The 23,173-nt window shown below is 70.8% G+C and carries 28 protein-coding genes and 1 pseudogene; 8 read left to right on the top strand and 21 right to left on the bottom strand.

The window, feature by feature from the left end; translation table 11 throughout:
• Positions 1–8: 8 nt before the first annotated feature.
• The 4 genes and pseudogenes from Acy02nite_RS25550 to Acy02nite_RS25565 form a co-directional block, all read right to left on the bottom strand.
• Complete coding sequence (locus Acy02nite_RS25550) at positions 9–254, bottom strand: bacteriocin immunity protein (RefSeq protein ID WP_203744940.1); 246 nt, start codon at positions 252–254, stop codon at positions 9–11.
• Positions 255–396: 142 nt separating this feature from the next.
• Positions 397–634, bottom strand: a pseudogene (locus tag Acy02nite_RS25555) (helix-turn-helix domain-containing protein); the annotation flags it as partial.
• Between the two features lie 168 nt (positions 635–802).
• The gene (locus tag Acy02nite_RS25560) at positions 803–1,558 is read right to left on the bottom strand and encodes an alpha/beta hydrolase (RefSeq protein WP_203744838.1); all 756 of its coding nucleotides are present in this window, start codon (positions 1,556–1,558) and stop codon (positions 803–805) included.
• The gene (locus Acy02nite_RS25565; protein ID WP_203744840.1) at positions 1,555–2,718 is read right to left on the bottom strand and encodes an FAD-dependent oxidoreductase; all 1,164 of its coding nucleotides are present in this window, start codon (positions 2,716–2,718) and stop codon (positions 1,555–1,557) included. Before Acy02nite_RS25565 ends, Acy02nite_RS25560 begins: the two co-directional genes overlap by 4 nt.
• A gap of 79 nt (positions 2,719–2,797) precedes the next feature.
• On the opposite strand from Acy02nite_RS25565, the gene Acy02nite_RS25570 reads away from it, so the two are divergent.
• A complete protein-coding gene (locus tag Acy02nite_RS25570; protein WP_203744842.1) occupies positions 2,798–3,373 on the top strand; it encodes a TetR/AcrR family transcriptional regulator in 576 nt (191 codons plus the stop codon).
• Positions 3,374–3,569: 196 nt separating this feature from the next.
• Here the strand turns inward: Acy02nite_RS25570 and Acy02nite_RS25575 are convergent, their stop codons facing one another.
• The 6 genes from Acy02nite_RS25575 to Acy02nite_RS25600 are packed head-to-tail and all read right to left on the bottom strand — an operon-like array spanning position 3,570 to position 6,703.
• Positions 3,570–4,091, bottom strand: a complete 522-nt coding sequence (locus tag Acy02nite_RS25575; protein WP_203744844.1) for an HdeD family acid-resistance protein — start codon at positions 4,089–4,091, stop codon at positions 3,570–3,572.
• 9 nt (positions 4,092–4,100) lie between these two features.
• Positions 4,101–4,556: a DUF7144 family membrane protein gene (locus Acy02nite_RS25580; RefSeq protein WP_203744852.1), complete on the bottom strand. Its 456-nt coding sequence runs from the start codon at positions 4,554–4,556 to the stop codon at positions 4,101–4,103.
• Between the two features lie 13 nt (positions 4,557–4,569).
• Entirely contained in the window at positions 4,570–4,986 is a 417-nt protein-coding gene (locus Acy02nite_RS25585; protein ID WP_239175203.1) for a hypothetical protein, read from the bottom strand.
• Positions 4,983–5,660 (bottom strand): potassium channel family protein, encoded by a 678-nt coding sequence (locus tag Acy02nite_RS25590; RefSeq protein WP_203744854.1) that lies wholly within the window; start codon positions 5,658–5,660, stop codon positions 4,983–4,985. The genes Acy02nite_RS25585 and Acy02nite_RS25590 overlap by 4 nt, the downstream gene beginning before the upstream one ends.
• On the bottom strand, positions 5,657–5,881 hold the full coding sequence (locus tag Acy02nite_RS25595) for a DUF8691 family protein (RefSeq protein WP_203744856.1): 225 nt from the start codon (positions 5,879–5,881) through the stop codon (positions 5,657–5,659). The genes Acy02nite_RS25590 and Acy02nite_RS25595 overlap by 4 nt, the downstream gene beginning before the upstream one ends.
• Positions 5,882–5,893: 12 nt before the next feature.
• The gene (locus Acy02nite_RS25600) at positions 5,894–6,703 is read right to left on the bottom strand and encodes a M48 family metallopeptidase (RefSeq protein WP_239175204.1); all 810 of its coding nucleotides are present in this window, start codon (positions 6,701–6,703) and stop codon (positions 5,894–5,896) included.
• A gap of 173 nt (positions 6,704–6,876) precedes the next feature.
• On the opposite strand from Acy02nite_RS25600, the gene Acy02nite_RS25605 reads away from it, so the two are divergent.
• Positions 6,877–8,157 (top strand): diacylglycerol/lipid kinase family protein, encoded by a 1,281-nt coding sequence (locus Acy02nite_RS25605; RefSeq protein ID WP_239175205.1) that lies wholly within the window; start codon positions 6,877–6,879, stop codon positions 8,155–8,157.
• A gap of 176 nt (positions 8,158–8,333) precedes the next feature.
• Here Acy02nite_RS25605 and Acy02nite_RS25610 read toward each other — a convergent pair whose 3' ends face one another.
• Positions 8,334–8,876: a hypothetical protein gene (locus Acy02nite_RS25610; RefSeq protein WP_203744858.1), complete on the bottom strand. Its 543-nt coding sequence runs from the start codon at positions 8,874–8,876 to the stop codon at positions 8,334–8,336.
• A 103-nt stretch (positions 8,877–8,979) separates the two neighbouring features.
• Between Acy02nite_RS25610 and Acy02nite_RS25615 the strand changes: the two genes are divergently transcribed.
• From Acy02nite_RS25615 to Acy02nite_RS25625, 3 genes are read left to right on the top strand one after another with little or no spacing between them, the layout of a single operon-like run.
• Positions 8,980–9,369, top strand: a complete 390-nt coding sequence (locus tag Acy02nite_RS25615) for a hypothetical protein (RefSeq protein WP_203744860.1) — start codon at positions 8,980–8,982, stop codon at positions 9,367–9,369.
• Between the two features lie 14 nt (positions 9,370–9,383).
• Entirely contained in the window at positions 9,384–9,797 is a 414-nt protein-coding gene (locus Acy02nite_RS25620; protein WP_203744861.1) for a DUF7144 family membrane protein, read from the top strand.
• A 35-nt stretch (positions 9,798–9,832) separates the two neighbouring features.
• Complete coding sequence (locus tag Acy02nite_RS25625; RefSeq protein WP_203744863.1) at positions 9,833–10,675, top strand: YihY/virulence factor BrkB family protein; 843 nt, start codon at positions 9,833–9,835, stop codon at positions 10,673–10,675.
• On the opposite strand, the gene Acy02nite_RS25630 is transcribed toward Acy02nite_RS25625, so the two are convergent.
• Together Acy02nite_RS25630 and Acy02nite_RS25635 are read right to left on the bottom strand one after the other, a co-directional pair.
• Positions 10,617–12,008, bottom strand: a complete 1,392-nt coding sequence (locus tag Acy02nite_RS25630; protein ID WP_203744865.1) for an MFS transporter — start codon at positions 12,006–12,008, stop codon at positions 10,617–10,619. The genes Acy02nite_RS25625 and Acy02nite_RS25630 overlap by 59 nt on opposite strands.
• Positions 11,995–12,531 (bottom strand): Rv1733c family protein, encoded by a 537-nt coding sequence (locus Acy02nite_RS25635; RefSeq protein WP_203744867.1) that lies wholly within the window; start codon positions 12,529–12,531, stop codon positions 11,995–11,997. Before Acy02nite_RS25635 ends, Acy02nite_RS25630 begins: the two co-directional genes overlap by 14 nt.
• An 88-nt stretch (positions 12,532–12,619) precedes the next feature.
• On the opposite strand from Acy02nite_RS25635, the gene Acy02nite_RS25640 reads away from it, so the two are divergent.
• The 3 genes from Acy02nite_RS25640 (at position 12,620) to Acy02nite_RS25650 (ending at position 14,021) form a co-directional block, all read left to right on the top strand.
• The gene (locus Acy02nite_RS25640; protein ID WP_203744869.1) at positions 12,620–13,111 is read left to right on the top strand and encodes a hypothetical protein; all 492 of its coding nucleotides are present in this window, start codon (positions 12,620–12,622) and stop codon (positions 13,109–13,111) included.
• Between the two features lie 86 nt (positions 13,112–13,197).
• Positions 13,198–13,521 (top strand): cold-shock protein, encoded by a 324-nt coding sequence (locus tag Acy02nite_RS47265; RefSeq protein ID WP_203744871.1) that lies wholly within the window; start codon positions 13,198–13,200, stop codon positions 13,519–13,521.
• Between the two features lie 5 nt (positions 13,522–13,526).
• Entirely contained in the window at positions 13,527–14,021 is a 495-nt protein-coding gene (locus tag Acy02nite_RS25650; RefSeq protein WP_203744873.1) for a P-loop nucleotide/nucleoside kinase family protein, read from the top strand.
• 62 nt (positions 14,022–14,083) lie between these two features.
• Here the strand turns inward: Acy02nite_RS25650 and Acy02nite_RS25655 are convergent, their stop codons facing one another.
• From Acy02nite_RS25655 to Acy02nite_RS25690, 8 genes are all read right to left on the bottom strand, one after another.
• On the bottom strand, positions 14,084–14,302 hold the full coding sequence (locus Acy02nite_RS25655; protein WP_203744875.1) for a hypothetical protein: 219 nt from the start codon (positions 14,300–14,302) through the stop codon (positions 14,084–14,086).
• A gap of 272 nt (positions 14,303–14,574) precedes the next feature.
• Complete coding sequence (locus Acy02nite_RS25660; RefSeq protein WP_203744877.1) at positions 14,575–15,261, bottom strand: hypothetical protein; 687 nt, start codon at positions 15,259–15,261, stop codon at positions 14,575–14,577.
• Between the two features lie 615 nt (positions 15,262–15,876).
• The gene (locus tag Acy02nite_RS25665; RefSeq protein WP_203744879.1) at positions 15,877–17,667 is read right to left on the bottom strand and encodes a GGDEF domain-containing protein; all 1,791 of its coding nucleotides are present in this window, start codon (positions 17,665–17,667) and stop codon (positions 15,877–15,879) included.
• A gap of 51 nt (positions 17,668–17,718) precedes the next feature.
• Positions 17,719–18,657: a carbamate kinase gene (locus Acy02nite_RS25670; RefSeq protein WP_203744936.1), complete on the bottom strand. Its 939-nt coding sequence runs from the start codon at positions 18,655–18,657 to the stop codon at positions 17,719–17,721.
• Positions 18,657–19,658 (bottom strand): ornithine carbamoyltransferase, encoded by a 1,002-nt coding sequence (argF, locus tag Acy02nite_RS25675; RefSeq protein ID WP_203744881.1) that lies wholly within the window; start codon positions 19,656–19,658, stop codon positions 18,657–18,659. The genes Acy02nite_RS25670 and argF overlap by 1 nt, the downstream gene beginning before the upstream one ends.
• 65 nt (positions 19,659–19,723) lie before the next feature.
• Positions 19,724–20,944, bottom strand: a complete 1,221-nt coding sequence (locus Acy02nite_RS25680) for an arginine deiminase (protein ID WP_203744883.1) — start codon at positions 20,942–20,944, stop codon at positions 19,724–19,726.
• A 13-nt stretch (positions 20,945–20,957) separates the two neighbouring features.
• Positions 20,958–22,295, bottom strand: coding sequence for an amino acid permease (locus Acy02nite_RS25685; RefSeq protein ID WP_203744885.1), 1,338 nt, complete (start codon positions 22,293–22,295; stop codon positions 20,958–20,960).
• Positions 22,292–23,128: a class II glutamine amidotransferase gene (locus tag Acy02nite_RS25690; RefSeq protein WP_203744887.1), complete on the bottom strand. Its 837-nt coding sequence runs from the start codon at positions 23,126–23,128 to the stop codon at positions 22,292–22,294. The genes Acy02nite_RS25685 and Acy02nite_RS25690 overlap by 4 nt, the downstream gene beginning before the upstream one ends.
• Positions 23,129–23,173: the final 45 nt, after the last annotated feature.

The following is a 23,173-nucleotide window of genomic DNA, read 5'->3' on the forward strand; positions in this document are numbered from 1 at the left end:
CAGGCTGTTCAGCCGACGAAAGGATGATATTGCAATGCTTCAGCGATGACTTCCTCGTCGGTGAGTTCGGGCGTACGCCAGAAGAGGAGATCGCTGACTCTGGGATACACCAGCAGCTTCGAGAGGTCATCGAGGAGCGCGCTGGCGGCTTCGTCAGGAATTTGGGGATCTCGAACGCGACGGATCATTTCCATTGCCCGTCGGCGTTCCGCGTCGTCCAGTGAGCGGTTTTGCTGTGGCGGACCCTCTGTCACCTGCACACGGTAGCCGCTCCGAACCCAGCCAGGACGACGTGTTCATCTGCCGCGATCCGTTCGTCGCCGCCACCGTCACGGCTGCGAGGCGCTGGACGGTGCGCGCTCGCGCCGATGTGAGTGAACCGCTGGGCTGGTCACGCAGCGCGCTGGTGAGGTCACCGGCGGCCGAGCTGAGAAGGGCGATCGCTTCCTGCACGTAGCGCCAGGCGGTAACGATCCCGATCTCGAAGCCGGCGGCGAGGCGGGTGTAGGTGTCGCCGTTGCGTAGGTGGACGAAGGCGAGCAGGGCCTGACGGCCCGGGTCAGCCGCGGATGCGCGCGGCCGGGTGGTTCAGGGCCCGGCCGGACAAGGAGATCGTGGCAGGGTAGGACAGCATGGCGAGGCTTCCGGTCGGGCATCGGGGTTTGGTCGATCTGCTGTCCTCCCCGGAGCCTCGCCCTCATCGATCACCACCCCCGCCCAACCCGCGCTGACCTGCAAGATCAGGTTGGAAAGGCGCACTATGCGTGGGACGGCATTTCAGCACGTCCTCGTGGCGGCCGGCTCAGCTCAGAGCGGCCCGGAAGAAGCCGGTCGTGGCCGCGCGGACGAGCGGGCCGTTGAACCGTGGATCGTCGTGACCGGCACCGGCCACCGTCATCAGGGTCGACTCGTTCCCGGCGCGTGACAGCCGGTCGTGCAGCGCCCTGGCCTCGCCGACGCTGGTGATCCGGTCGCGGTCGCCGTGCACGATCAGGCTCGGCGGTGCCGGCGCGCCGGCGTAGGTCAGCGGGCTCGCCGCCCTCGCCCGGTCGAGGTAGTCCTCGCCGTCACCACCGAGGTAGGCGCTTTCGATCGGGCCGCCCAGCAGCATGCTCTCCATCGGGCTGCGGCTGGCCGAGGCGACGAAGTCCACCGGTCCGCAGTAGTGGACCAGAGCTTGGAACAGTCCTGGGGAGCGCAGAGCGGCCAGTGTTCCCAAGCTGGCCCCCGCCGATGATCCCCAGACGCCCAGCGCATCCGGGTCGAGGCCGAACCGCCGCGCGCCGGCCCGCAGGTGGGCCGCCGCCGCGACGACGTCGTCGACCGGTGTCGGGAAGTGATGCTCCGGAAGGAGGCGGTAGTCCAGCGCTGCCACGACGAACCCCTCCTCGGCCAGCGGCCGGACCCGTTCGTCCACGTCGGTTGTCCGGTCGCCGCGTCCCCAGCCACCGCCGTGCACGTACAGCACCGCGGGCCGGGTCTCGTCTCCGGCCGGCCGGTACACGTCGAGCCGCAGGCCCGCGCCGTACGTCTCGTCGGCGAAGTGGGTCAGGGTCATCGGGCGTCCCCGCGCTCCGCGAAGGCGTGGAACCGGTCCTCGCCGTCGGGATCGTCGACGGCGAGCAGCATCTCGGCGCCGCCCTCGAGTGCGCGGGCCAGCTCGACGGATCGGGGCAGCATGATCTGCTCGTACGCCCGGAGGGCGGCGTCCACCGTGGCGGAACCGGCAAGTGCCAGCGCGAGATCACTGGCGTCGAGCATGGCCAGGTTGACTCCGACGCCCAGCGGTGGCATCAGGTGCGCGGCGTCCCCGAGCAGCGTCACCGTCGGCACCGGCGCCCAGGTGTGCGGCACCGGGAGCACGAACAGCGGGCGGTCGACGTACGGGCCGTCGTTCTCGGTGATCATCCGCAGCATCCGTGGTGACCAGGCGGCGAACTGGTTGAGCAGGTGTGCCCGGATCGCCGCGGTGTCGCCGGGGGCGAGTCCGGCCGCGCGGATCCAGTCGATCGGTGCCCGCTGGATGATGTAGACGCGGATGTGCCCACCGCTGTTGCGCTGGGCGAAGACGGCGCGGTCGCCGTCGGTGGCGGTGGCGCTGCCCTGCCCGACCAGATCGGACAGGTCGGCGTGCCGGGTCTCGACCTCGTCGAACCACGCCTCCAGGAAGGTCGCGCCGGCATACTGCGGGACAGCGTCGGACACTGCCGGCCGTACCCGGGAGAACGCGCCGTCCGCGCCGATCACCAGGTCGGTCTCGACGACGGTGCCGTCCGCGAAGTGCAGCTGCCGGGGACCTTCCGCCGGGCCGCCGACGGACTCCAGGGCACGACTCCATTCGACCGTTCCCGGCCGTACGGAATCGAGCAGAAGGTCGCGCAGCTGACCGCGGTCGATCTCGGGCTTGAACCGGTCCCCCGCGTCCGGCACCTGGTGCATCAGCAGGTTCCCGGCGGTGTCGAGTTGCCGCATCTCCTGCCCTTCCGGCCGGGACAGCCGGAAGAACTCGTCGAGCAGGCCTGCCTCGCGCAGTGCGATCTGGCCGTTGTCGGCGTGCAGGTCGAGGGTGCCGCCCTGATTGCGGGCGTGCGGGCCGGATTCGGCGTCGTACACGGTGACCTGGAGGCCGTGCCGCTGAAGGATGCGCGCGCAGGTCAGCCCGCCAGGGCCGGCGCCGATGATGCTGATCCGGGCAGAGCTCGGTGCTGGTGATCTCATGCCCCTCATAAAATCAGAACCGTTCCGATTATGCAATCAGTCTATTGTCGGACCGGTTCGGATCAAGTACGGTATGGTCATGTCCACTCCGCCAGCCCCCGGCCGCCGCGAACGCAAGAGAGCGGCCACCCGCCAGGCGATCGCCGACGCGGCGCTGCGCCTGTTCCTCGACCGGGGCTACGACAAGGTGAGCGTGCGTGACGTCGCCGACGCCGCCGACGTGTCCACGAGCACGCTGTTCATGCACTTCCCGGGCAAGGAAGCCCTGGTGTTCGACCAGGAAGCGGACAAGGAGGCGCGGCTGGTGGCAGTCGTGCGGGAACGACCGCCGGGCCGCGGCGTCATCGCCGCTCTCCGCGATCACGTGCTGGCGTCGTGGCTTCCGATCGCCACCGACCCGCGCCTGTCGGAGTTCACCGACCTGGTCAACTCCACTCCCGCGCTGCGGCAGTACTCCGAGCGCATGTGGGCCCGGCACACCGACGCCCTGGCCGCCGCCATCGCGGCCGAGACCGGCGCGGAGCCGGACGACCTGGCGTGCGTGAGCCTGGCCCGGTTCGTCCTCGAGATCCCCGCGCTCGCCGCCGGTCGCCCAGACCGGCGTGCCGCCGTCGACCGGCTCTTCGACCTGCTCGAGCAGGGCTGGCAGCTATGACGAGGGAGTCGCTCGCCACGAGCGGTCGTTCCCGAGCGTGTCGCAGCGGCATCCCGCCGTCAATCGCCGTTGTCGATGCCGGCGGACATCTGACCGTGTTCGCCCGCATGGACGCCGGGCGGATCGGCGTACCACGGGATCGGGGCAGTAAGGCGCCGCCCGGGCGCGGAGCCCGGGCGGCGCGGGGGTGAACGGATCAAGCGGGCCGGGAGCGGAGCCCGGCGATGCCGACGATGATGCCGCCGATCCCGACGAAGCACAGCGTCGTGGCGCCGAACAGGATGAACGTCGCCAGGCCGAGGCCGGGCCAGACCAGGATCGCGACCGAGGCCAGGACCGCGATCAGGCCGAGGGCGATCCGCCAGCCGCCGCCCGACGAGCCGACCGAGGTGAAGATCTCGGCGAGACCGTCCAGGAGCCAGCCGAGCGCGACGATGACCAGCAACAACTTGAGCGAGCCGGCCACGTTGCGCAGGCAGAGGATGCCGAGCAGGCCGACCAGGACGCCGAAGATCACGCCGATGATCCGGCCGGTGACCGGGGCGTCCGCGGTGAACAGGAACTGGCCGGCCCGGACCACGCCGAGGATCAGCAGGTTGAGACCGAACAGGACGCCGACGACCTGGAGGGTGGCCGACGGCCAGGCGAACGCGAGGATCCCGAGGATCAGGGCGAACACGCCGGCCGCGAGGCTGGCCCAGCCGGAAATGCGACTCATGGATGCCCCCTAGCGGTAGCGGACCTCGCGGCCGTGCGCGGCGAGGGCGTAGATGACCAGGACGTCGGTGGCGATCACGATGGTGCACCAGACCGGGTAGGCGGGCAGGAACATCATGTTGGCGAACGCGCTGAGCACCGCGACGATGATGCCGGCCACCCGCGCCCACATCTGCCCGAGGAACACGCCGATGCCGGTGAGCACCGCGAGGATCCCGAGCAGCAGGTGGGTCCAGCCCCAGCCGGTGTAGTCGAAGGTCAGCACGAGGCCGCTGCTGGTGCTCACGTAGTAGTCGTCCTTGAACAGGGCGACGAGCCCTTCGATGGCTTGGAAGCCGCCGCTGAGCAGCAGCATCACGCCGGCGAACACGACCGCGCCGACCCAGGCGGTGGGTTCCCGCCCGGCTCCCGGCGGAATGTAGGGCTCCTCTTCGCCGTACGTCTTCCTCTGCTGTGTCTCGGACATGTCGGGTTTCCCTTCAGTTCTCGTGGCGGCGCCGCACCGGCGCCGCCGCCAGACCGCTGAACGCGGCCGCCACGTACGGGCCGACCAGTTCCGCGCGGTCCAGGCCGTCCGCTGCCACCTCGATCACCGCGCCGCCGCCGATGCCGACCCGGACCACGATCAGGCGCCGGCCGTGCACGTGCCGGCGGACGACGCCGTCGGCCAGCACGACGCCCGGCAGCCGCCGGATCCGGTCGAACACCGGGCCGCGGCGGATCACCAGCAGCTCGCCGGTCCAGCGGGCCAGCATCCATCGGGACCACCGGCGCCGGGACCGCACCCGGCACCGGAACGTCGGTCCGTCCTCGGCGAACGCCCGCCGGGTCCGCCGCTCCCGGCCGGTCGCGCAGATCACGACCAGCACCAGGAGGAGAAGCACCACCATGCTCATCGGACCTCCCGCGGGCTCGCGTCATCCTCGATGGATGACCCTCGGTTCCAGTTCCGGGGACGCCAGTTCTCGACGACCTTGGCCACCGCGGTGACCAGGAACAGCTGGCCGGTGAGCGCCTCGACGACGGCGATCGTCTGGGCCGGGTTCCCGGCCGGGACGAGATCGCCGTAACCGGTCGTGGTCACCGTGACGAAGCTGAAGAACAGCGCCTCGGCCAGCAGCGGGTCACCCCGGTCACCGAAGAGCGGCCCGGGTTGCAGCTGGGCCACGCACTCGTACGCGAAGCCGAACGCCATCCCGATCAGCAGGTACGCGGCGAGCGCCCCGAGCATCGCCTGCGCGTCGACGCGATTGCGGCGGCTCAGGTCACGCACGATCGCCATCGGGGCGAGCAGGTACAGCGCGGCGGCCGCGCAGAAGGCGGCCGCCGTCAGCACCCGGGTGTCGGCCACGGCGGTGACGACGGCCGCAGTCAGGGCGAGCACGAACACGATCCCGCCGGCCAGCCGCAGCCCGGGGCGGGCGTGTGCCACCCGCAGCGACTGCCACACGGTGACGGTCTGCACGGTGAGCAGCACGGTCACCGCCCACCGGCGTTCCGCGAGGATCGCCAGCACGTAGGTGCTCACGATCAGGAACAGCACCATGCCGTACCCGAATCGCGGTCTCATTTCTGCTGGTCGTCGCCCGCCGGCAGGCGGCGGACCTCGATCAGGCGCAGGCCGAGCCCGTGGATCCGGGAGATCAGGCCGACCACCGCGGACTGGTCGGGCAGGCTGCCGTGCAGCACCGTCTCCGGCGGCTCCACGCTGACGGTCAGATCTCGCAGCTCGGCGAGAAGTTCGTCCGGGATCACCCCGGACACACGGACCTGGTATGTCGCGTCCGGCATCGGGTTCACCTCCTAGTCCACGGCCTGCAGCAGGCCGAGCCGGAACAGCCGCTCGATGCGCCGCACGGTGAACGGATGCGACTGCGGCAGCTGGGCGAGCTCCACCCAGAACCCGCGCAGCGCCTGGCCCTGCCGGATCAGTTGCGCCACGTCGGTGGTGTGCTCGGTGTGCCGGCCCGAGGCGAGCAGGACCAGACCGGACGCGCCGGACGGGCACAGGTGCGCGCCGTGCCGGTCGCAGGAGTACTCCCGCAGCCGGGACAGGGTCGGCCCGAGCACCGGGATCCGCTCCGAGTAGGCGATGGACAGCTGGTACCAGAGCGAGACGTGGTGCAGCCGGATGTGCCCGAGCTCGTGACCGAGAATGAACCTCAGTCCCTCCCGGTTGTTCTGCTGCAGGTTCACGAACAGCTCGTTGGAGAGCACCACGTAGTCGTGGCCGGTGGCCTGCGCGGCGAACGCGTTCAGCGCGCCGTTGCCGTTGGTCAGGTAGAGCGTCGGCCGGCGGGGCAGCCCGAGCCGGTGCGCGAAGTCGTCGGCGGTCTTGTAGAGGTCGCCGTACTGGTGCGGGCTCAGCTCGACCGCGGTGCCGCGCACCGCCGCGCGCTGCGTCTCGCGGACGATCACCAGGATCGGCACCAGCAGCAGCAGTCCGATGACCGCGGAGCGCACGGCGGTGCCCCAGCCGGAGTCCACCACCCGCTCCGGCAGGTAGGGCAGGGTGATCGCGGCCTGCAGGATCAGCCAGATGATCACCAGGTTGAGCACCACCATGAACACGTAGAACGGCATCTCGGCAGGGTGCCGCAACCGTTTCGACACGGTCTCCTCCTTCCCCCGCCCGCGGTCCGGGACGCCGCGGTTCGCCGCCGACGATCCCCGCGCGCCCGCCGCGCCACCTCATCCCGCCGGAGTGAGGCCGGTGGATACCGCCTGCGGGGAGGCTTTCCACGACCGAAACACCAACCCGATCCCGTACGTACGCAGGAGGCACCGTGCAGACAGTCGAGGGACGACCGTGGCTGGCCCGGCTCGCGTTCGCCGCGGCCGCCGTCGCGACCGTGCTGGTTCTGATCGTCGCGGGACTGGCCGCCAGCCTCGCGTTGCTGCTGACCGCGGCGCTGGGCAGCGCTGTCACGCTGGCCGCGGCGTGGTGGTTCCTGACGCATCGGGGCGTGCCGCGCTGGATCGCCGGCGGCGTCGTCGTGCTGGCGCCGGGCGTGGTCGCCGTGCTCTACGCCCGCGCGCACCTGATCTGGGTCGTCGTCCTGTTCGGCCTGCTCTGGGCCGGCGCGGTGGCCGCCGGGCGGCGCGCCCTGACGATCCCGGCGGCGCCGGTGGTGTTCCGGACCCCGGCCCCGGCGCGACCGTTCCTGATCATGAATCCGCGCTCCGGCGGCGGGAAGGTCGGCCGGTTCCGGCTCGTCGAACGGGCAACGGCCCTGGGCGCGCGGGTGTACCTGGTGGACGGTCCCGCGGTGGACGTGGCAGCGGTCGCCCGGCAGGCCGTCCGGGACGGCGCCGACCTGCTCGGGGTGGCCGGCGGGGACGGCACCCAGGCCCTGGTCGCCGGGATCGCCGCCGAGCACGGCCTGCCGTTCCTGGTCGTCTCCGCCGGCACCCGCAACCACTTCGCGCTGGATCTCGGGCTGGACCGGGACGACCCGGCGGCCTGCCTGGAGGCGCTCACCGACGGCGAGGAGTTGCGGATCGACCTCGGGATGGTGGGCGACCGGACGTTCGTGAACAACGCGTCGTTCGGCGCGTACGCGGCCGTCGTACGCAGCCCGCAGTATCGCGACGCCAAGCTCGGCACCGCCCTCGACCTGCTGCCGGAGGCGCTGACCGGTGGTCCGTCGCTGCGTCTTACCACGGACCGGGTCACGGTGACCGGCTCGCAGGCCATCCTGATCAGCAACAACGCCTACCGGGTGGACACCGGCCGGCGCCCGCGCCTGGATCGCGGCGAGCTGGGCGTGGTCGCGGTGACGGTCCGCGGTGCGTGGGACGCGGTCGCGCTGATCGGCCGGCGCGGGGTGACCGGCGCCACCGCCCGGGAGGCGGTCGTGGACGCGGACGAGCCTGCGGTCGCGGCCGGTGTGGACGGCGAGGCTCTGCTGCTGCCCACGCCCGTACGCCTCAGAATCCGTCCCGGAGCTCTGCGGGTCCGTGTCCCCCGGCAGCGCCCCGGCGTCCCGGCCTCGCCCCCGCACCTGGACGGAAGAAGGCTGTGGCGGCTGGCGAGGCCGACCGGCGCACGGGCATCGCGCCCTTGACGACCGACGTCAAAGGCGCGATGTGCGGTGTTCGGCGGGACCGGCCGGGTATGGCAGTCCTGCTCCAGCGGCGGCCTTGCTCTAGCGGCGGCCGACGCGCCGGGTGACGCGGCGAGCGGTGCGGCGCCCGGTGCGACGGGCGACCCTGCGTGATCCGAACATGGTGGCTTCCTTCCTCAGGCTCCGGCGGTTTCCAGGTCGTGCAGCTGCTTGGCCTCTTCGGCGTTGAGCAGCCCGATGTCGATCAGGTCGAACGGGCTGATGAAGCCGTCGCCGAGACGTCGCCCGCCGGCCCGCGCGATCGCGTCGCGCAGCGGCACCGCCCAGTGGTGCTCGATCAGGATGAGCGCTGCCGCGCTGTCATCCGGGATCTCCGCGAGCACGTCCCAGGCCTGTGCGTCCTCGAAGACCGCGACCTTGCCCGCGGCGTCGGCGGCCGCCGCACCGAGCGCGGCGCCGGCCTCCATGCCGGTCTCCCCCTCGATGCCCAGGCCGACCAGAGCGCCGATCTTGCTGCCCAGCTCGACCGCCTCCTCCCGGGTCAGGTTGCTCAGGTGCTCCACCTCCATCGCGCCCTTCTCGTCCTTGTAGACGGCGAGCGCGTCGATCACACGTACCGTGTCGCTCTGCCGCAGGCGTTCCAGCTCGGCGATCACCTCGCCGTGGAAGTCCGGGTGCCGGAAGCCGAGCACGATCAACTGGACGGGTCCGATGGCCATCTGCTACCCCTTTCGTCTCCCCGATCCTGGGTCGAGGGGTGCGGCAACCGCCTCATCCGGCACGGGTGAGGACCGGCCACCACGGGCGAGCGACGCTGGCGCCATGAAGCGTTTCCTGATCGCTCTCGTCCTGCTGCTGGCCGGCTGCACGTCCGCGGAGGCCGCCCGGCCGGCGGTCTGCGACAGCTGGGACTCGGTGCAGAACACCGTGGACCACATCCGTGACGTGAACGTGTCGGCGAGCGGGCTGTCCGCCCTGCGGCCGTACCTGTCACAGCTCCGCACCGGGCTGAACCAGCTCTACGCGGACGCGAAGACCCAGTTCAGCGTCGAGGCCGACGCCCTCCGGGTCGCGACCGACCAGCTCGCGACCTCGCTGCGCGTGGCGAAGGACAACCCGGACGTCACCAACCTGGCCGCCGTACGGGCCTCGGTCGGCGACGTGCGCACCACCGCGAACACCCTGCACAACGCCATGTTGTCGACCTGCTGAGAGGAAGTCGGGCCATGGAGATCGAGGAGAGCCGGGCCACCGGCTGGATCGCCTGGGTGCTCTTCGGCGGGGTCCTGCTGGTCCTGCTGGGCGCGCTGCACCTGAGCGTGGGACTCATCGCGCTGCTGCGGCCGGAGTTCATCGCCGGTGACCGCGCCGACCTGCTGACCGACCTGCCGCTGACCGCGGTCGGGTGGATCCACATCGCGGTGGGAGCGCTCGCGCTGGCGACCGGGCCCTGCCTGATCCGCAACCTGAGCTGGGCCCGTTCGGTGACGGTCGGGCTCGCCGTCCTGGCTGCGGTGATCAACTTCGTGTTCCTGGGCATCTACCCGGTCTGGTCGGTGATCGGGATCGCGCTGTCCCTGCTGATCGCGTGGGCGGTCGTGGTGCACGGCGACGAGCTCGCCGGCGCGTACGGTAAGTGATCCGCCGGCTCGACGACTGGCAGCGACGATGCCGCGTGCCCGGGTTCCTCTGGGCCGTGGCGCGCAAGTATCTCGACGACGGCGGGCCACGGGAGGCCGCGCTGATCACGTACTACGGGTTCCTCAGTCTGTTCCCGGCCCTGCTGCTGGGCGTGGCGGTGGTGTCCCGGGCCCTGACCACCCGGCCGCAGTTGCGGCAGGAGGTGGTCGGGGCCATCGTGCCGGCGGCGCTGCGCGCGGATGTGGACGCCGCGATCGCCGCCCTGCCGGCCCCCTCGGCCGCCCTGGTGATCGGGCTGGCCGGGCTCGCGTACACCGCCTCCGGTGTGGTGATGTCGGTCTATACAACGCTCAACCACGTGGCCGCGGTCCCGCACTCGCGGCGCTCCGGCGTGCTCTCCTGGGGGCTGCGCGTGCTGGCCGGGCTCGCGGTGCTGCTCACCGGGGTGGTGGCCGCGGCCCTGCTGCCCGCGATCGGCGCGTTCGTCGTCGCGTTCACGATCCTGCTGCTCGTCGCCCGGCTGCTGCTGGACCGCCCGGCGCCGCTGCGGGCGCTCTGGCCGGCCGGGCTGATCGGGGCGGCCGCCGTGACCCTGCTGCTGGAACTGGGCTCGTCGGTGCTGCCCGGCCTGATCGCACGGGCCGGGCCGATCTACGGCGGCTTCGCCACCGTGGCGGCGATCTTCACCCTGCTCTACCTGCTCAGCAACGTGCTGGTGCTGGCCGCCGAGGTGGCCGCCGTGCGGTGGGGCAGGTTGTGGCCCCGGGCGCTGGACAACACCCGCCCGGGGCCGGCCGACCTGCGCGCCTACGCGCTGCTCACCCGGGAACAGGAGCGGTCCGCTGCGGCAGGAACCACGCCGCCACCAGGCCGATAGCCCCGGCCACCGCGACCGCGCCCATGGCCAGCGCGTACGCCGTCCCGGGCCGGGTACCCAGACCGGCGACCAGGATCGTGCCGGCGATCGCGCCGCCCAGCGCGGAGCCCAGGTTGGAGACGCTGCGGGACAGCCCGGAGATCTCGCCCTGCAGGTCCTCGCCGAACGCCGACTGCACCACGTTCACCGACGGGGTCAGCATGCCGCCCAGCCCGAAACCCATCACGAACAGGCCGGGGATGAACGCCCACACCGAGTCGGACGCGTAGATCAGCGTCAGCAGCAGCACGGTGCCGACCACGGTGATCACGAAGCCACCCACGATCAGGGTGCGCTGCGCGCGACGCCGGGCGAACCGTTCCGCGGCGAACGAGGAGAGCAACAGCCCGGCCGTCGTCGCACTGAACACCACCCCCGTCTCGATCGCGTTGTAGCCGCGTTCCACCTGCAGGTACGCCGCGACGACGAAGGACGTGCCCATCAGCATCAGCCATTGGGCGGCCTGGGTGATCATGCCCAGGTTCGACGCGCGGTTGCGGAACAGCGCCGTGGACAGCAGCGGCGACCGGCCGGCCCGCTCCTTGGCCCGCACGGAGGCGAAGAACCAGACCAGCACCGCGGCGCCGGCCACCAGCAGGCCCAGCATCAGCCACAGGTTGTCGTCGGCGGTCAGGATCCCGGAGACGACCAGGACCAGCCCGAGCGCGGACAGCACGGCGCCACCCGGATCGGTCGGCCGGGTCGGGTCCGGCGGCAGCGGGTCCTGCACCCAGCGGCGGCTGAGCACCGCGATCAGCAGCACCATCGCCGCCTGGAACACGAACGACGCCCGCCAGCTGATCGCGGTGGTGATGAACCCGCCGATCAGCGGCCCGGTCGCGGCGCCGATCCCGCCGAACGCGCTGATCGCGCCGAACGCCTTGGCCCGCGAGGCCACGCCGGTGAACAGCAGCGTGGTCAGGATGTAGACGGGCGGGATCAGCATCGCCGTGCCGATGCCCTCCAGGATCGAGTTGCCCACGATCAGTACGCCGAGCCCGGGGGCTGCCGCGCTGATCAGGGCGCCGGCCGCGTACACCAGCAGGCCGAGGGTCAGGCAGCGCTTACGGCCGATCCGGTCGGTCAGCTTCCCGCCGGGGATCATCAGCGCGGCCATCACCAGCAGGAAGATCGTGATGGCCAGTTGCACCCCCGCGACCGTCGTGTTCAGGTCCTCGCTGATGTCGTTGATCATCACGTTCATGTTCGAGCCGGCGAAGCTGCAGATGAACTGCGCCAGCGCGAACGGGATCAGCGCGCGCCGCAGCGCGCTCTTCTTGTCAGTAGCGTCCACTGTCGCGACTCCATCTCGGGCCGACCTCGAGCCATTCCCGTGCCCAGGCACGATCCCGCCGCCGGTCGAGGACGGCGCGGACGATCCGGTACAGCCCCGTGAATCCGGCGGCCAGGCACAACGCCACCGCCACCCCGATCATCACGGCCTGCCCGACCGGGCTGTGCCCGGCCGGTGGTGACTGCAGGACTCCTGGCCGGTCGACCCAGATGGGCACCCGGGTTCCCGCCGGATCCCCGGCGGTGGTCTGCACGAGCCCCTCCACCGGCTTTCCGTCCGGGGCCTTCCACCGTGCCTTCGCGATGTCGGTCGTGGCGTTCTCCAGCAGCACCGCGTCCACCGGGAACAGATGCTCGCGCTCCCACTGCTGGGCCCGCAGATCCGACCGGTAACCGGCCTGCCCGGCCTCCCAGGCCAGCAGCGGCGCCCCGGCCAGGAACGTGAGGACCAGCAGGAACACGAGCAGACTCTCGAACCGGTCCGAGGTGCGGCGCAGCAGGTTGCGCTCCCGTCGCCTGAACATGGGGTTGAGGGTGTCCGGCGGCGACGGTTCCCCGAATCATCCCGGCAGGGTGAGGGTCCGGGCCGGCGCCTCGGTGAGGCTTCACCCCATGGCACGTACGCGCATCCGGCTCACCCATGAGACCGAGGAGGCCACCGCCTCGGGCATCTACGGCATCATCGTGGGGGCGGCCGTCCTGGTGACGGCGCACGCGGTCGCGGCATGGCGGGAGGTGCTGGCCGTCCTGGTCACGCTGACCGTGTACTGGATCGCGGAACGCTACGCCCGGATCGTCGCGGAACGCATCCACGAGGGCCATCGGCCGGCCTGGCACGTGGTGCGCGAGCAGTTGACCAGCGGCTGGGAGATCGTCACCGCGTCACTGCTGCCGCTGCTGGCGCTGATCGCGGCCCGCGCCGCCGGCGCCGCGATGCTCACCGCCGAGATCGTCTCCCTGTCGTGCAGCACCCTGCTGCTGTGCCTGGCCGGCTGGCGCATCGGCGCCGGAGGCCGCCTGTCGAACGGCGAGCGGGTCGTCTCCACCCTGGTCGCCGGCGCGTTCGGGGTGGCCCTGATCCTTCTCAAGACCCTGCTGCACTGAGCTCGCCGTCCACCCCCGCCGCCGTCCTCGCGTCGATGCTGAACGCCAGCCGCAAGCGCGCACCGGTAGTTGTGCACACTGGGCCGATGACGAGTGTTGGTTCAGTGCGACTCTTCCACGCCGACGAGGGTTGGGGCGTCATCGACGGCCCGGATGTGCCGGGCGGGTGCTGGGTGCACTTCTCCGCCATCGCCATGGATGGCTACCGGGAGCTGGCGAGCGGGCAGCATGTCTCGTTCCGTTACGAGGCGGCGAGCCAGGACGGCTTCGCCTACCGGGCCGTGAAGGTGTGGACGGATGACGTCGAGCCGCCCGACAAGCCTCGGACTCGAGGCGGCAGCTCGGCGGCCTACCACAGCATGCTGACGCTGACGTTCGATGCGTCTCACTCGGACGAAGCAGCCCCGTAGACCGAATGCCCGCGTCACCGGACAAACCCATCGTCTATCTGCTGGCCGGGCTGACCGGCTCCGGCAAGACCACCCTCGCCAAGACCCTCGAAGCATCCGGCGTCACCCGGCTTTCGGTCGACGAGGAAGTCTTCGCCCGGCACGGCCGCCACGGCATCGACTACCCCGAGCACGAATACCCCGCCCGGGAACGACCCGTCGTCGAATACACCCGCCACCGCATGGTCGAGCTCATCCAGACCGGATACAGCGTCGTACTCGACTACGGCCTCTGGCGCCGCGACGAACGTGAGGACTACAAACGCCTCGTGGACCACGCCGGTGGCCGCTGGCGGCTGCTGTACTTCCGGGTCGACCGCGATGAACTGCTACGCCGCCTGACCGAACGCAACCACCGCGGCGACGCCAACGCCCTCGCCGTCACCGCCCACATGCTCGACGACTTCATCGCCCGGTTCGAGCCTCCTCACAACGAAGGCGAAGAGATCATCCAGCCATAGCCAAACGTCAATCACCGGGGTTGCTCCCGAACCCGGTGGTCGGCGGCGGTGCCGAGGAGGGCTCAGAGAGCCTGCCACTCGCTGAGCGCGTCGGCCTGCCCGCTTCGAAGGAAGGCTTGTATCAGCTCCCACGCGCGATCTACCTCCAGGACGACGTCGCCGGTGAACCGCACCAACCCGTCCATAACCGGCACCTCGACATAGGCCTCGTCGGGCACTACGCCATCCCCGGCGAGCAGAAAGGACTGCCCGACCGGGGAAACGACGAGCAGATGAATCACCGCGGAACCCTGTGGTCAACTGGGGCGACGCGATGTCCGGGATCTCGACTTCGATGTAGCCACGGGTCGGTATGCCCCGCTGCCCGACGAGGCGGAGGCTCAATTCGCTCCCGTTGCCGGATCCGGCACTCTCGAAGCGATCCGGGCCGCCGACGGGTCGACACCCGACCAGGGTGCCCTGAAGTTCGCCGGCTACCTCGTACGGTTGGACGTCGGACAGAACGTGCCGTCCATGTAACAACCCCGCCATCCGCGGCATCCGGAGACGCACGCTAGGTGCTGGTCACCGCCCGGACGTAGGCGGGCGGCAACAGTTTCGCCGCGACCCGGTTGGCGCAGAACAACAGCACCATCATGGGGAATCCGACGGATCCCCACCCCAGACTCATCGCCAGCAGACCGAGGGCTATCCCGGCGCCGGCCAGGATCGCCGACCAGGTGAGGTAGAAACGCCGGGAATGCCGCAGGGGCGCCCGCACGTGCAGGGAGATCACCCCGGGGTTCCGGGCCGCCCACTGCTCGGCGACCTCGGCGAGAACGTCCGGCAGACACACGACGGCCGGCCCGGCCCGGCGCGGCGTCTGCCGGGGCAGCGCGCCGTTGATCGCCGGCACGAGAAGGACGGCCAGCACGGCAACGATGACGAGGGCGATCAGCAGTCGGCGCGGCCCGGTCGGCGCCGCGAAGAAGCCGGCGAACAGGGCGGCGCACACCACGAGGGAGACGACGAGCTTCCCTGCCCGGTGCCAGAGGAAACGCCGGGCACGCTGGGCGCTCCGCGGATCCAGCGGCACCCGCAGCCGCAAGCCCGGCAGGCGCGAGAACAACGACCTGATCGAACCGTCGCCCACCACCGGCAGCTCCACCCATTCGACCTCCGGGCCACCGGTGGTCACGGCGAGCGCCGGTACGTCCAGGCGCCTCATCGACTCCATCAGCACCACGACATCCGTCCTCATGACACCCCCGTGTTCAGGTTCTCCTCGGCGTCCCACCAGCCCGCGCGTCCGAGAAGACCATCGTGGCCGGTACCAGCAAGCCCGGGTCGCCGTCACATCGATGGCCACCGCCACTTGTTGAGCGCCAGGTCGATGGGCTTTGGCTTACTCTTGGCAGACTCACCACGCATAGTGATTGATCTGCCCGGAGCGGAGTGCGTTGTCGGCGGCAGTTGAGTACGTCGCGTCGGCGTGAGGTCCCGGCTGGTTTTCATGGGCGTTATCCGACCCGGATAACGCCCATGAGAACCAGCCGAGGGCTCGACGCTCGCTGCTGGCCGGACCACCCGCCTGCCCCGCGCGACCGGCTGGCATTCACGGCTCTCGCACGCCGTTTCAGGACGCTGAATGCCCGGCCGGAACGCGGCGCGCTCTCATCGGCAGATCCGTGTACTCGTCGGGTCCGTCTCCGAGCCGACTGCCGTCGCTGAGCGTCATGCGGTGCCGTGTGGCAGTTGCCGCTTCGGCATGCTGAGTTGCTCCGGAGCACCAACGGGGCTACAGCACCCCGTACGACGCGACGAACCACTGACGCATCGGCGTCGAATCGCCGCACAAGCCGAGACCTCGCCGGCGCTATCCGGGCACCACCACGAGCTCCGACGTGCCGATCACGCCGGCGCTCTCCAGCGCGAGGAACTCGTCCACGACGTACGGGTGGAACTGCACCCCACGGCAGCGCAGCAGCTCGGCTCGCGCCTGCTCAACGGTGAGCGCCGCCCGCCCGGGTCCCGCAACCCGCATGACGGCCCAGGCAGCGCAGACCCCGATCACCAGGCCGGCGGGCACACCCAGGTCACCCCCGCGGCGGCGCAGCTCCTCACCCACCATCGTGGCCCACTGCTGGATCTGCCGGTCCAGCCAGTCCGCGGAACCGCAGGCCGGCGCGACGGACGCGCGCCCCGCCGGATCGCTCAGGACGACCCGGTTGCGCCCGCCCCGCTTCGCCTCGTACAGCGCGGCGTCCGCCGCCACGAGCAGCTCCTCCGTCGACGCCGTGCCGGGCAGCGCCGCAGCGCCGACCGAGACGGTCACCCTGATCGCCGTACAACCGTCAAGGACCACCGGGGCCTCGGCGATCCGCTCCCGCAAGCGCTCCGCCAGCGCGGACAGCCCACCGGGGAGCTCCCCGGTCACCAGCACCGCGAACTCCTCGCCGCCGAACCTGGCGACCACGTCGACGTCACGGCAGGCGCCCCGCAGCCGGCGGGCCAGCTCCCTGAGCACCTGGTCGCCGGCCGGGTGGCCGTACGTGTCGTTGATGTGCTTGAAGTGATCCACGTCCACCAGCAGCAACGCGTAGGTGCCGCCGTGCCGGGCCGCCCGCTCCCGCCCGGCGTGCAGCGCCTCGGAGAGGAACCGGCGGGTGTGGACGCCGGTGAGGCCGTCGGTCGTGGCGATCCGGCGCTGCGCCGAGACGAGGCCGGCCATGCGGGTGAGCACCAGCAGGAACAGCACCGCCGAGGCGGTGACGACGACCAGGTCCGAGCTTGCCGCGTGACGCAGGTTCTGCACGATCAGCACGGCCGGAGCGATCAGGGTGGCGACCGCCAGCAGCCCGACGCGGTACAGCGACGCGCCGGAGCGGCCCTCCACCGGCTCGGCGACCTGCCGCATCGACGGGTGCAACGCGGCGGCGCCCAGCGCGACGTAGCTGCCCAGGTACACGACGTCGGACCAGCCGCCGATCTCGTACACCCCGTGCAGGCTGAGCAGGCCGTACGCGGTGTCGGCGAGCAGCGTGAGCCCGAGGAACGTCAGCAACAGCTGGTACGACCGCTGCCGCGCGCCGCCACCGAGCACCAGCCGGATCGCCACGGTGAGCACGCACAGGTCCATGATCGGGAAGATGGTGGCGCCCACGCGGTCCAGCGCGGAGAAGCCGGGCGCGGCGGCGGCCGGGTGGATCAGGAACACCCACCAGAGCACCGCGGCGGCCACCGTCAGGATCGCGGTGTCGATCAGCGCGGCCGTGTTGCGCTGTGGCGAGCGCCGCCGCCCGAGCAGCACCAGCGCGGCGGCGAGAAGGACGTACTGCGAGAGGTAGAGGACGTTGGCCAGCACGGGATAGCTGGTGTCACCGCCGCTGGTGGCCACGAAGTACGCGACGTCGCCGCCGGCGTACATCACCTGGCCGGCCGCCAGCAGCCACCAGACGGCCCGGGCCGCCGGCCGGTGCAGCCGCACGCCGACCGCCATCGCGATCGCCGCGCCGACGCCCACCAGGCAGTACATCACCACCGGCGCGACGGCGTGCGACGCCGGGACGAGGAAGTGGGAGACCGCCGGCACCGACGCCACGGCGCACCAGAGGGCCCAGGCGTGCGATCCGGCGGATGCCCGCTGCCCGCCGCTCGAAGATGTCACCTCTCCATCCGACCAGCTCAGCGTTGTAGAGCCGGTTGCCGGACAGTTGCATCATCTCGTGCCGGGACCGAGCGGGTAGTCCCCGGCGGGGGTGACGACCGTTCCGGCCTTGCCGGCCAGGATCGCCGCGGCGTCGTCGAGGGCGCCGATCGCGGCGACGCCGCCGGTCAGTTCGACGAAGCGGCAGACCGCGTCCACCTTCGGCCCCATCGACCCGGCGGGGAACTTCTCCCGGCGCAGCTCGGCCGGGGTGGCCCGGGAGATCGGCGCGGGCGCGGCGCCGCCGAAGCCGCGCAGGACCGCGGGCACGTCGGTGAGCAGCAGCAACGCGTCCGCGTCGAGGGATTCGGCGAGCACCGCGGTGGCCATGTCCTTGTCGACGACCGCTTCCACGCCGCGCAGCCGGCCGTCCTCGTCGCGGACGACCGGGATGCCACCGCCGCCCGCGCAGACGACCACCGTGCGGTCGAAGAGCAGCTGCCGGATCGTGCGGGTCTCCACGACGCGCTGCGGCTGCGGGGAGGGCACGACGCGCCGCCATCCGGTGCCGTCGGCGGCGACCGTCCAGCCGCGCTCCTCGGCGTACTGCCGCGCGGTCTGCTCTTGATAGACCGGCCCGACGAACTTGGTCGGGTCGGTGAACGCCGGGTCGACGGCCGACACCAGGGTCTGGTCGAGGAGCGCGGCGACCTGCCGGCCCGGGAGCGCGTTCTGCAGCGCCTGCAGCAGCCAGTAACCGATCATGCCCTGGGTCTGCGCGCCGAGGACGTCGAACGGGTACGGCACGTGCAGGCTGGCGTCCGCCGCGGACTGCAGGGCGAGCATCCCGACCTGAGGCCCGTTGCCGTGGGTGATGACGATCTCGTGCTCGGCGGCGAGCGGGGCGAGCGCGTCGACGGCCCGGACGGCGTTGGCCCGTTGCACGTCGGCGTCCGGGCGCTGGCCGCGTTCGAGCAGCGCGTTGCCGCCGATCGCGATGACGATCCGCATCACGAGCCCAGCGTGGCGACCATGATCGCCTTGATCGTGTGCATCCGGTTCTCGGCCTGGTCGAAGACGATCGACGCCGGCGACTCGAACACCTCGTCGGTGATCTCCAGCGCGTCGAGGCCGGTGTGCTCGAAGATCTCCTGGCCGACCTTGGTGTGCCGGTCGTGGAACGCCGGCAGGCAGTGCATGATCTTGGTGGCCGGGTTGCCGGTGGCGCGGACCACGTCGCTGTTGATCTGGTAGGGCTTGAGCAGCCGGATCCGCTCGTCCCAGGCGTCCTTGGGCTCGCCCATCGACAGCCAGACGTCGGTGTAGAGGAAGTCCGCGCCGCGCACCCCCTCCCCCACGTCCGTGGTGTGGGTGATCCGGGCGCCGGTGGTCTCCGCGATCGCCTGGGCCGCCTTGACCACCTCGTCCGGGTTCCAGCGCGACTCGGGGGCGACCATGCGCACGTCCATGCCCATCATCGCGCCGGCGACCAGCAGCGAGTTGCCCATGTTGTTGTGCGCGTCGCCGAGGAACGCGAACGCCACCTCGTTGTCGTGCTTGACCGTGTGCTCGCGCATGGTGAGCAGGTCGCAGAGGGTCTGGGTGGGGTGCCATTCGTCGGTCAGGCCGTTCCAGACCGGCACCCCGGCGTACCGGGCGAGCGTCTCCACGCTCTCCTGGCCGAAGCCGCGGTACTCCAGGGCGTCGTAGAAGCGGCCCAGCACCCGTGCGGTGTCCTTGACCGACTCCTTGTGGCCGAGCTGGGTGCTGCCCGGGTCGAGGAACGTGACGTGCGCGCCCTGGTCGTGAGCGGCCACTTCGAACGCGCACCGGGTGCGGGTGGACGTCTTCTCGAAGATCACCGCAATGTTCTTGCCGGTCATCCGGGGCACTTCGGTGCCGGTGTACTTGGCGGCCTTGAGCTGCGCGGCCAGCCGCAGCAGGTAGCGCCATTCGTCCGGGGTGAAGTCGAGTTCCTTGAGGAAGCTGCGGTTGCGGAGGTTCAGGGACACGTCAAATGCTCCTTCCTGCGTACGGCATGAAAGCGCGACAGGTCAACCGGAAGAGCGCGACGAGGTCAGGCGGCGTCGCGCTCGATGGGACACGTCATGCAGCGCGGCCCGCCCCGGCCGCGGCCCAGCTCACCGCCGGCGATGGTGATCACTTCGACGCCGTGCCGGCGCAGGTACGTGTTCGTGGTGACGTTGCGCTCGTAACCGACGATCACGCCCGGCTCGACGGCCAGGAAGTTGTTGCCGTCGTCCCACTGCTCGCGTTGCGCGGCCCGGACGTCCTCGTTGGTCTCCAGCACCTGGATCTTGTCGATGCCCAGGGTCTCGGCGATCGAGGCGAACAGGTCGTCGTTGCGGACCACGTTCAGCCCGTCCTCGTCGTCACCGGGCAGCACGGTCCACGACCGCAACGCGTCCTGCAGGTACGGGTACATCACGAAGGTGTCCCGGTCGATCATGGTCATCACCGTGTCGAGGTGCATCATGGCGTGCGAGTGCGGCAGCTCGATGGCGATCACCTTGGTCGCGGCGCCGGCCAGGAACAGGTTGCGGGCCAGGTTCTCCACGCCCATCGCGGTGGACCGCTCGCCCAGCCCGATCATCACCGCGCCGTTGCCGAGCACATGGATGTCGCCGCCCTCCAGGGTGGCCGGCTGGTGCGGTTTGTCGTCGGCGCCGTACCACATGTCGAAGTCGGCGAGGGTGAACATCGGGTGGAAGCGGTAGATGGCCGAGCTGTGCACCGACTCGCGGTGCCGGGCGGCCATCGCCATCGGGTTGACGCTGACCCCGCCGTAGATCCAGGCCGAGTTGTCCCGCTGGAACAGGTGGTTGGGCAGCGGCGTGAGCACGAAGTCGTCGGCGCCCATCAGCTCCCAGCGCAGGCTGTTCACGGTGAACGCCGCCAGCTCCTGCTTGAGCACGCCGCCGATCAGGTACTCGGCGAGTTTCGCGCTCTCGGCCTGCTCGGCGAGCCGGCGCAGCGGCCCGGCCAGGGTCACCCCGACGGTGTCGTCGGTGATGATCCGGTCCAGGATCCAGCCGCGGGCGTGCGGGATGTCCAGCACGTCGGCGAGCAGCTCGGCGAAGTAGTGCACCTTGACCCCGCGCTCGCGCAGCACCTCGGCGAACGCGTCGTGTTCCTCGCGGGCCCGGCGTGCCCACAGGATGTCGTCGAAGAGCAGGTCCTTGACGTTGTCCGGGGTCAGGCGGCTGAGCTCGACACCGGGACGGTGCAGGATCACCTGCCGCAGCCGGCCGGTCTCGGAATCGACGTGGAAGGGCATGGGGTCTCCCCGATCATTCGTGGGCGGGGACCGGCGGCGGCGCGGTCATGTGGTTGCGGACGGACAGGTAGACCGGGATGCCGAGCACGAAGGCGCCACCGGCCATCAGGAACGGGCCCCAGACGACGAACCAGCGGTCGTCGCCGGTGTTCCGGGAGTACCAGACGAACAGGACCGAGAAGATCAGGCTCAGTACGGCGATGACGGCGTCCCGCGTCAGCCGGCCCTTGACCCGCCACTTGAACTGGGCGAGCGCGCTGAACGCGTACGGGATGGCGGCGGTGATCCCGGTCATCAGGACCAGCGTGTTGAAGACGGTGGCCCCACTGGCGCCCATGTAGCTGACCGTCATCGCGACGCTGCCCAGCACCGTCGACGACAGGATGCCGATGGCCGGCACCCCGCGTTTCGACATCCGCCCGAACAGCGCCGGGAACACGCCGTCCTTCGCCGCGGCCAGGGGCATCTCGGCGCAGATCATCGTCCAGCCGTTGAGGGCGCCGAACCCGGAGACGATCACGGCCAGGGCGGTCAGGTCGCCGGCCCAGGTGCCACCGCCGGCCATCACGTTGGCGGCCGCCGAGTAGGACGCCTTGTCGTCGGCGAGCGTGGTCAGCGGCACGATGCCGAACACCGCGATCAGCGAGAGCAGGTACACCACGGCGGCGCCGAGCGTGCCGAGCACCGTGGCCCGGGGCACGTTGCGGGCCGGGTCGCGGACCTTGGCGGCGGCGACCGCGGCGCACTCCACGCCGAGGTAGCTGAACAGGCAGATGGCCATGGCGCTGCCGATCGCCTTCCAGTCGCTCTCGCCGCTGACGTTGGTCGGCCGGAAGTTGGCGGTGCTGATGAAGAACAGCCCCATCGTGGACATGATCACCAGCGGGATGAACTTGATGACGGTGGTCCAGAGCTGGACCGCGCCCATGTTCTTCACCCCGGACAGGTTGACCAGCGCCGGCAGCCAGAGGCCGATCAGGGCGATGACGATCGACCAGAGGACCTTGCCGTCCTTGTTGACGAAGTGCTCGACGTAGAAGACCCAGCCGGTGACGATCGCGGCGTTGCCGGCCCACGCGGTGATCCAGTACGACCACGCGTTGGCGAACCCGACAGTGTTGCCGAACGCCGCGCGGGCGTACGCGTACGGGCCGCCGTCGGCCGGCAGCCGCCGGGACAGCGCCGCGAACATGACGGCGAGGGCGAGCGCGCCGACCGTGGTCAGCACCATCGCGACGATGCTGATCGGCCCGATCCCGGCCAGCGAGTACGGCAGGTTGAAGATCCCGACCCCGATGATCGTGCCGAGGATCAGGGCGGTGGCCTGCGGGAGCCCGAGCGTACGGTTCACGGCGCGGCCGGTTCGAAGTGGCCGAGCTCGTCCGCGCCCTTCTGGATCACCCCGTAGGACGACTCGGGCACCGGCTGCCAGGCGCCGGGCAGCTCGCCGAGCGGCTCGGAGACGACCAGCCTGGTCTCCTCGGACAGCCGATGCAGTTGCGGGTTGTCCGGGTAGAGCCGCTGCAGCGCGGCGGTCTCGGTGCTGTAGTACAGCGACCGGCTGTGGCCCTCGCTGGAGTACCGGAAGCCCCACACCCGGTCGCCGTCGGTGGTGCCGATCGTCATCTGCAACGGAGCCGGCACGCCGTGCGTGCGCGCGACCGCCTCGATCAGCCCGGCCATCCGCTCGACCGCGGCGACCGGCCGGTCCCGCAGCCCGAAGGTGAGCGCGAGGTGGAACATCACCTCGGAGTCGGTCGAGCCCTCGATGGTGGGGAACAACGCCGGGTCGACGGCGAGCAGCAGGTCCCGCCTGAGCTTGGCGAACTCGCGGATCGAGCCGTTGTGGACCCACAGCCAGCTCTCGTGGCGGAACGGATGACAGTTGGTCTGCTGCACCGCGGTGCCGGTGCTGGCGCGGATGTGCGCCAGGAACAGCGGCGACGTCGTCGAGCGGGCGATCTCCCGCAGGTTGGCGTCGTTCCAGGCCGGGCCGACGCCGCGGAACAGCGCGGGCTCGGCCGGGCTGTCGGCCGGATACCAGCCGACGCCGACGCCGTCACCGTTGGTGGTCTCGACGCCGTACCGAGAGTGCATGCTCTGGTCGATCAGGGAGAACCGTGGTTGGTAGAGCAACTCGTCGAGGCGGATCGGCGTGCCCGAATACGCAAGCCACCGGCACATCGCGGCTCCTTCCGAAGTCGATGCCGGTCATCGTCTGCGGCCGCC

Origin of the sequence: Actinoplanes cyaneus (assembly GCF_016862095.1) — a bacterium.
Taxonomy (GTDB): Bacteria; Actinomycetota; Actinomycetes; order Mycobacteriales; family Micromonosporaceae; genus Actinoplanes; species Actinoplanes cyaneus.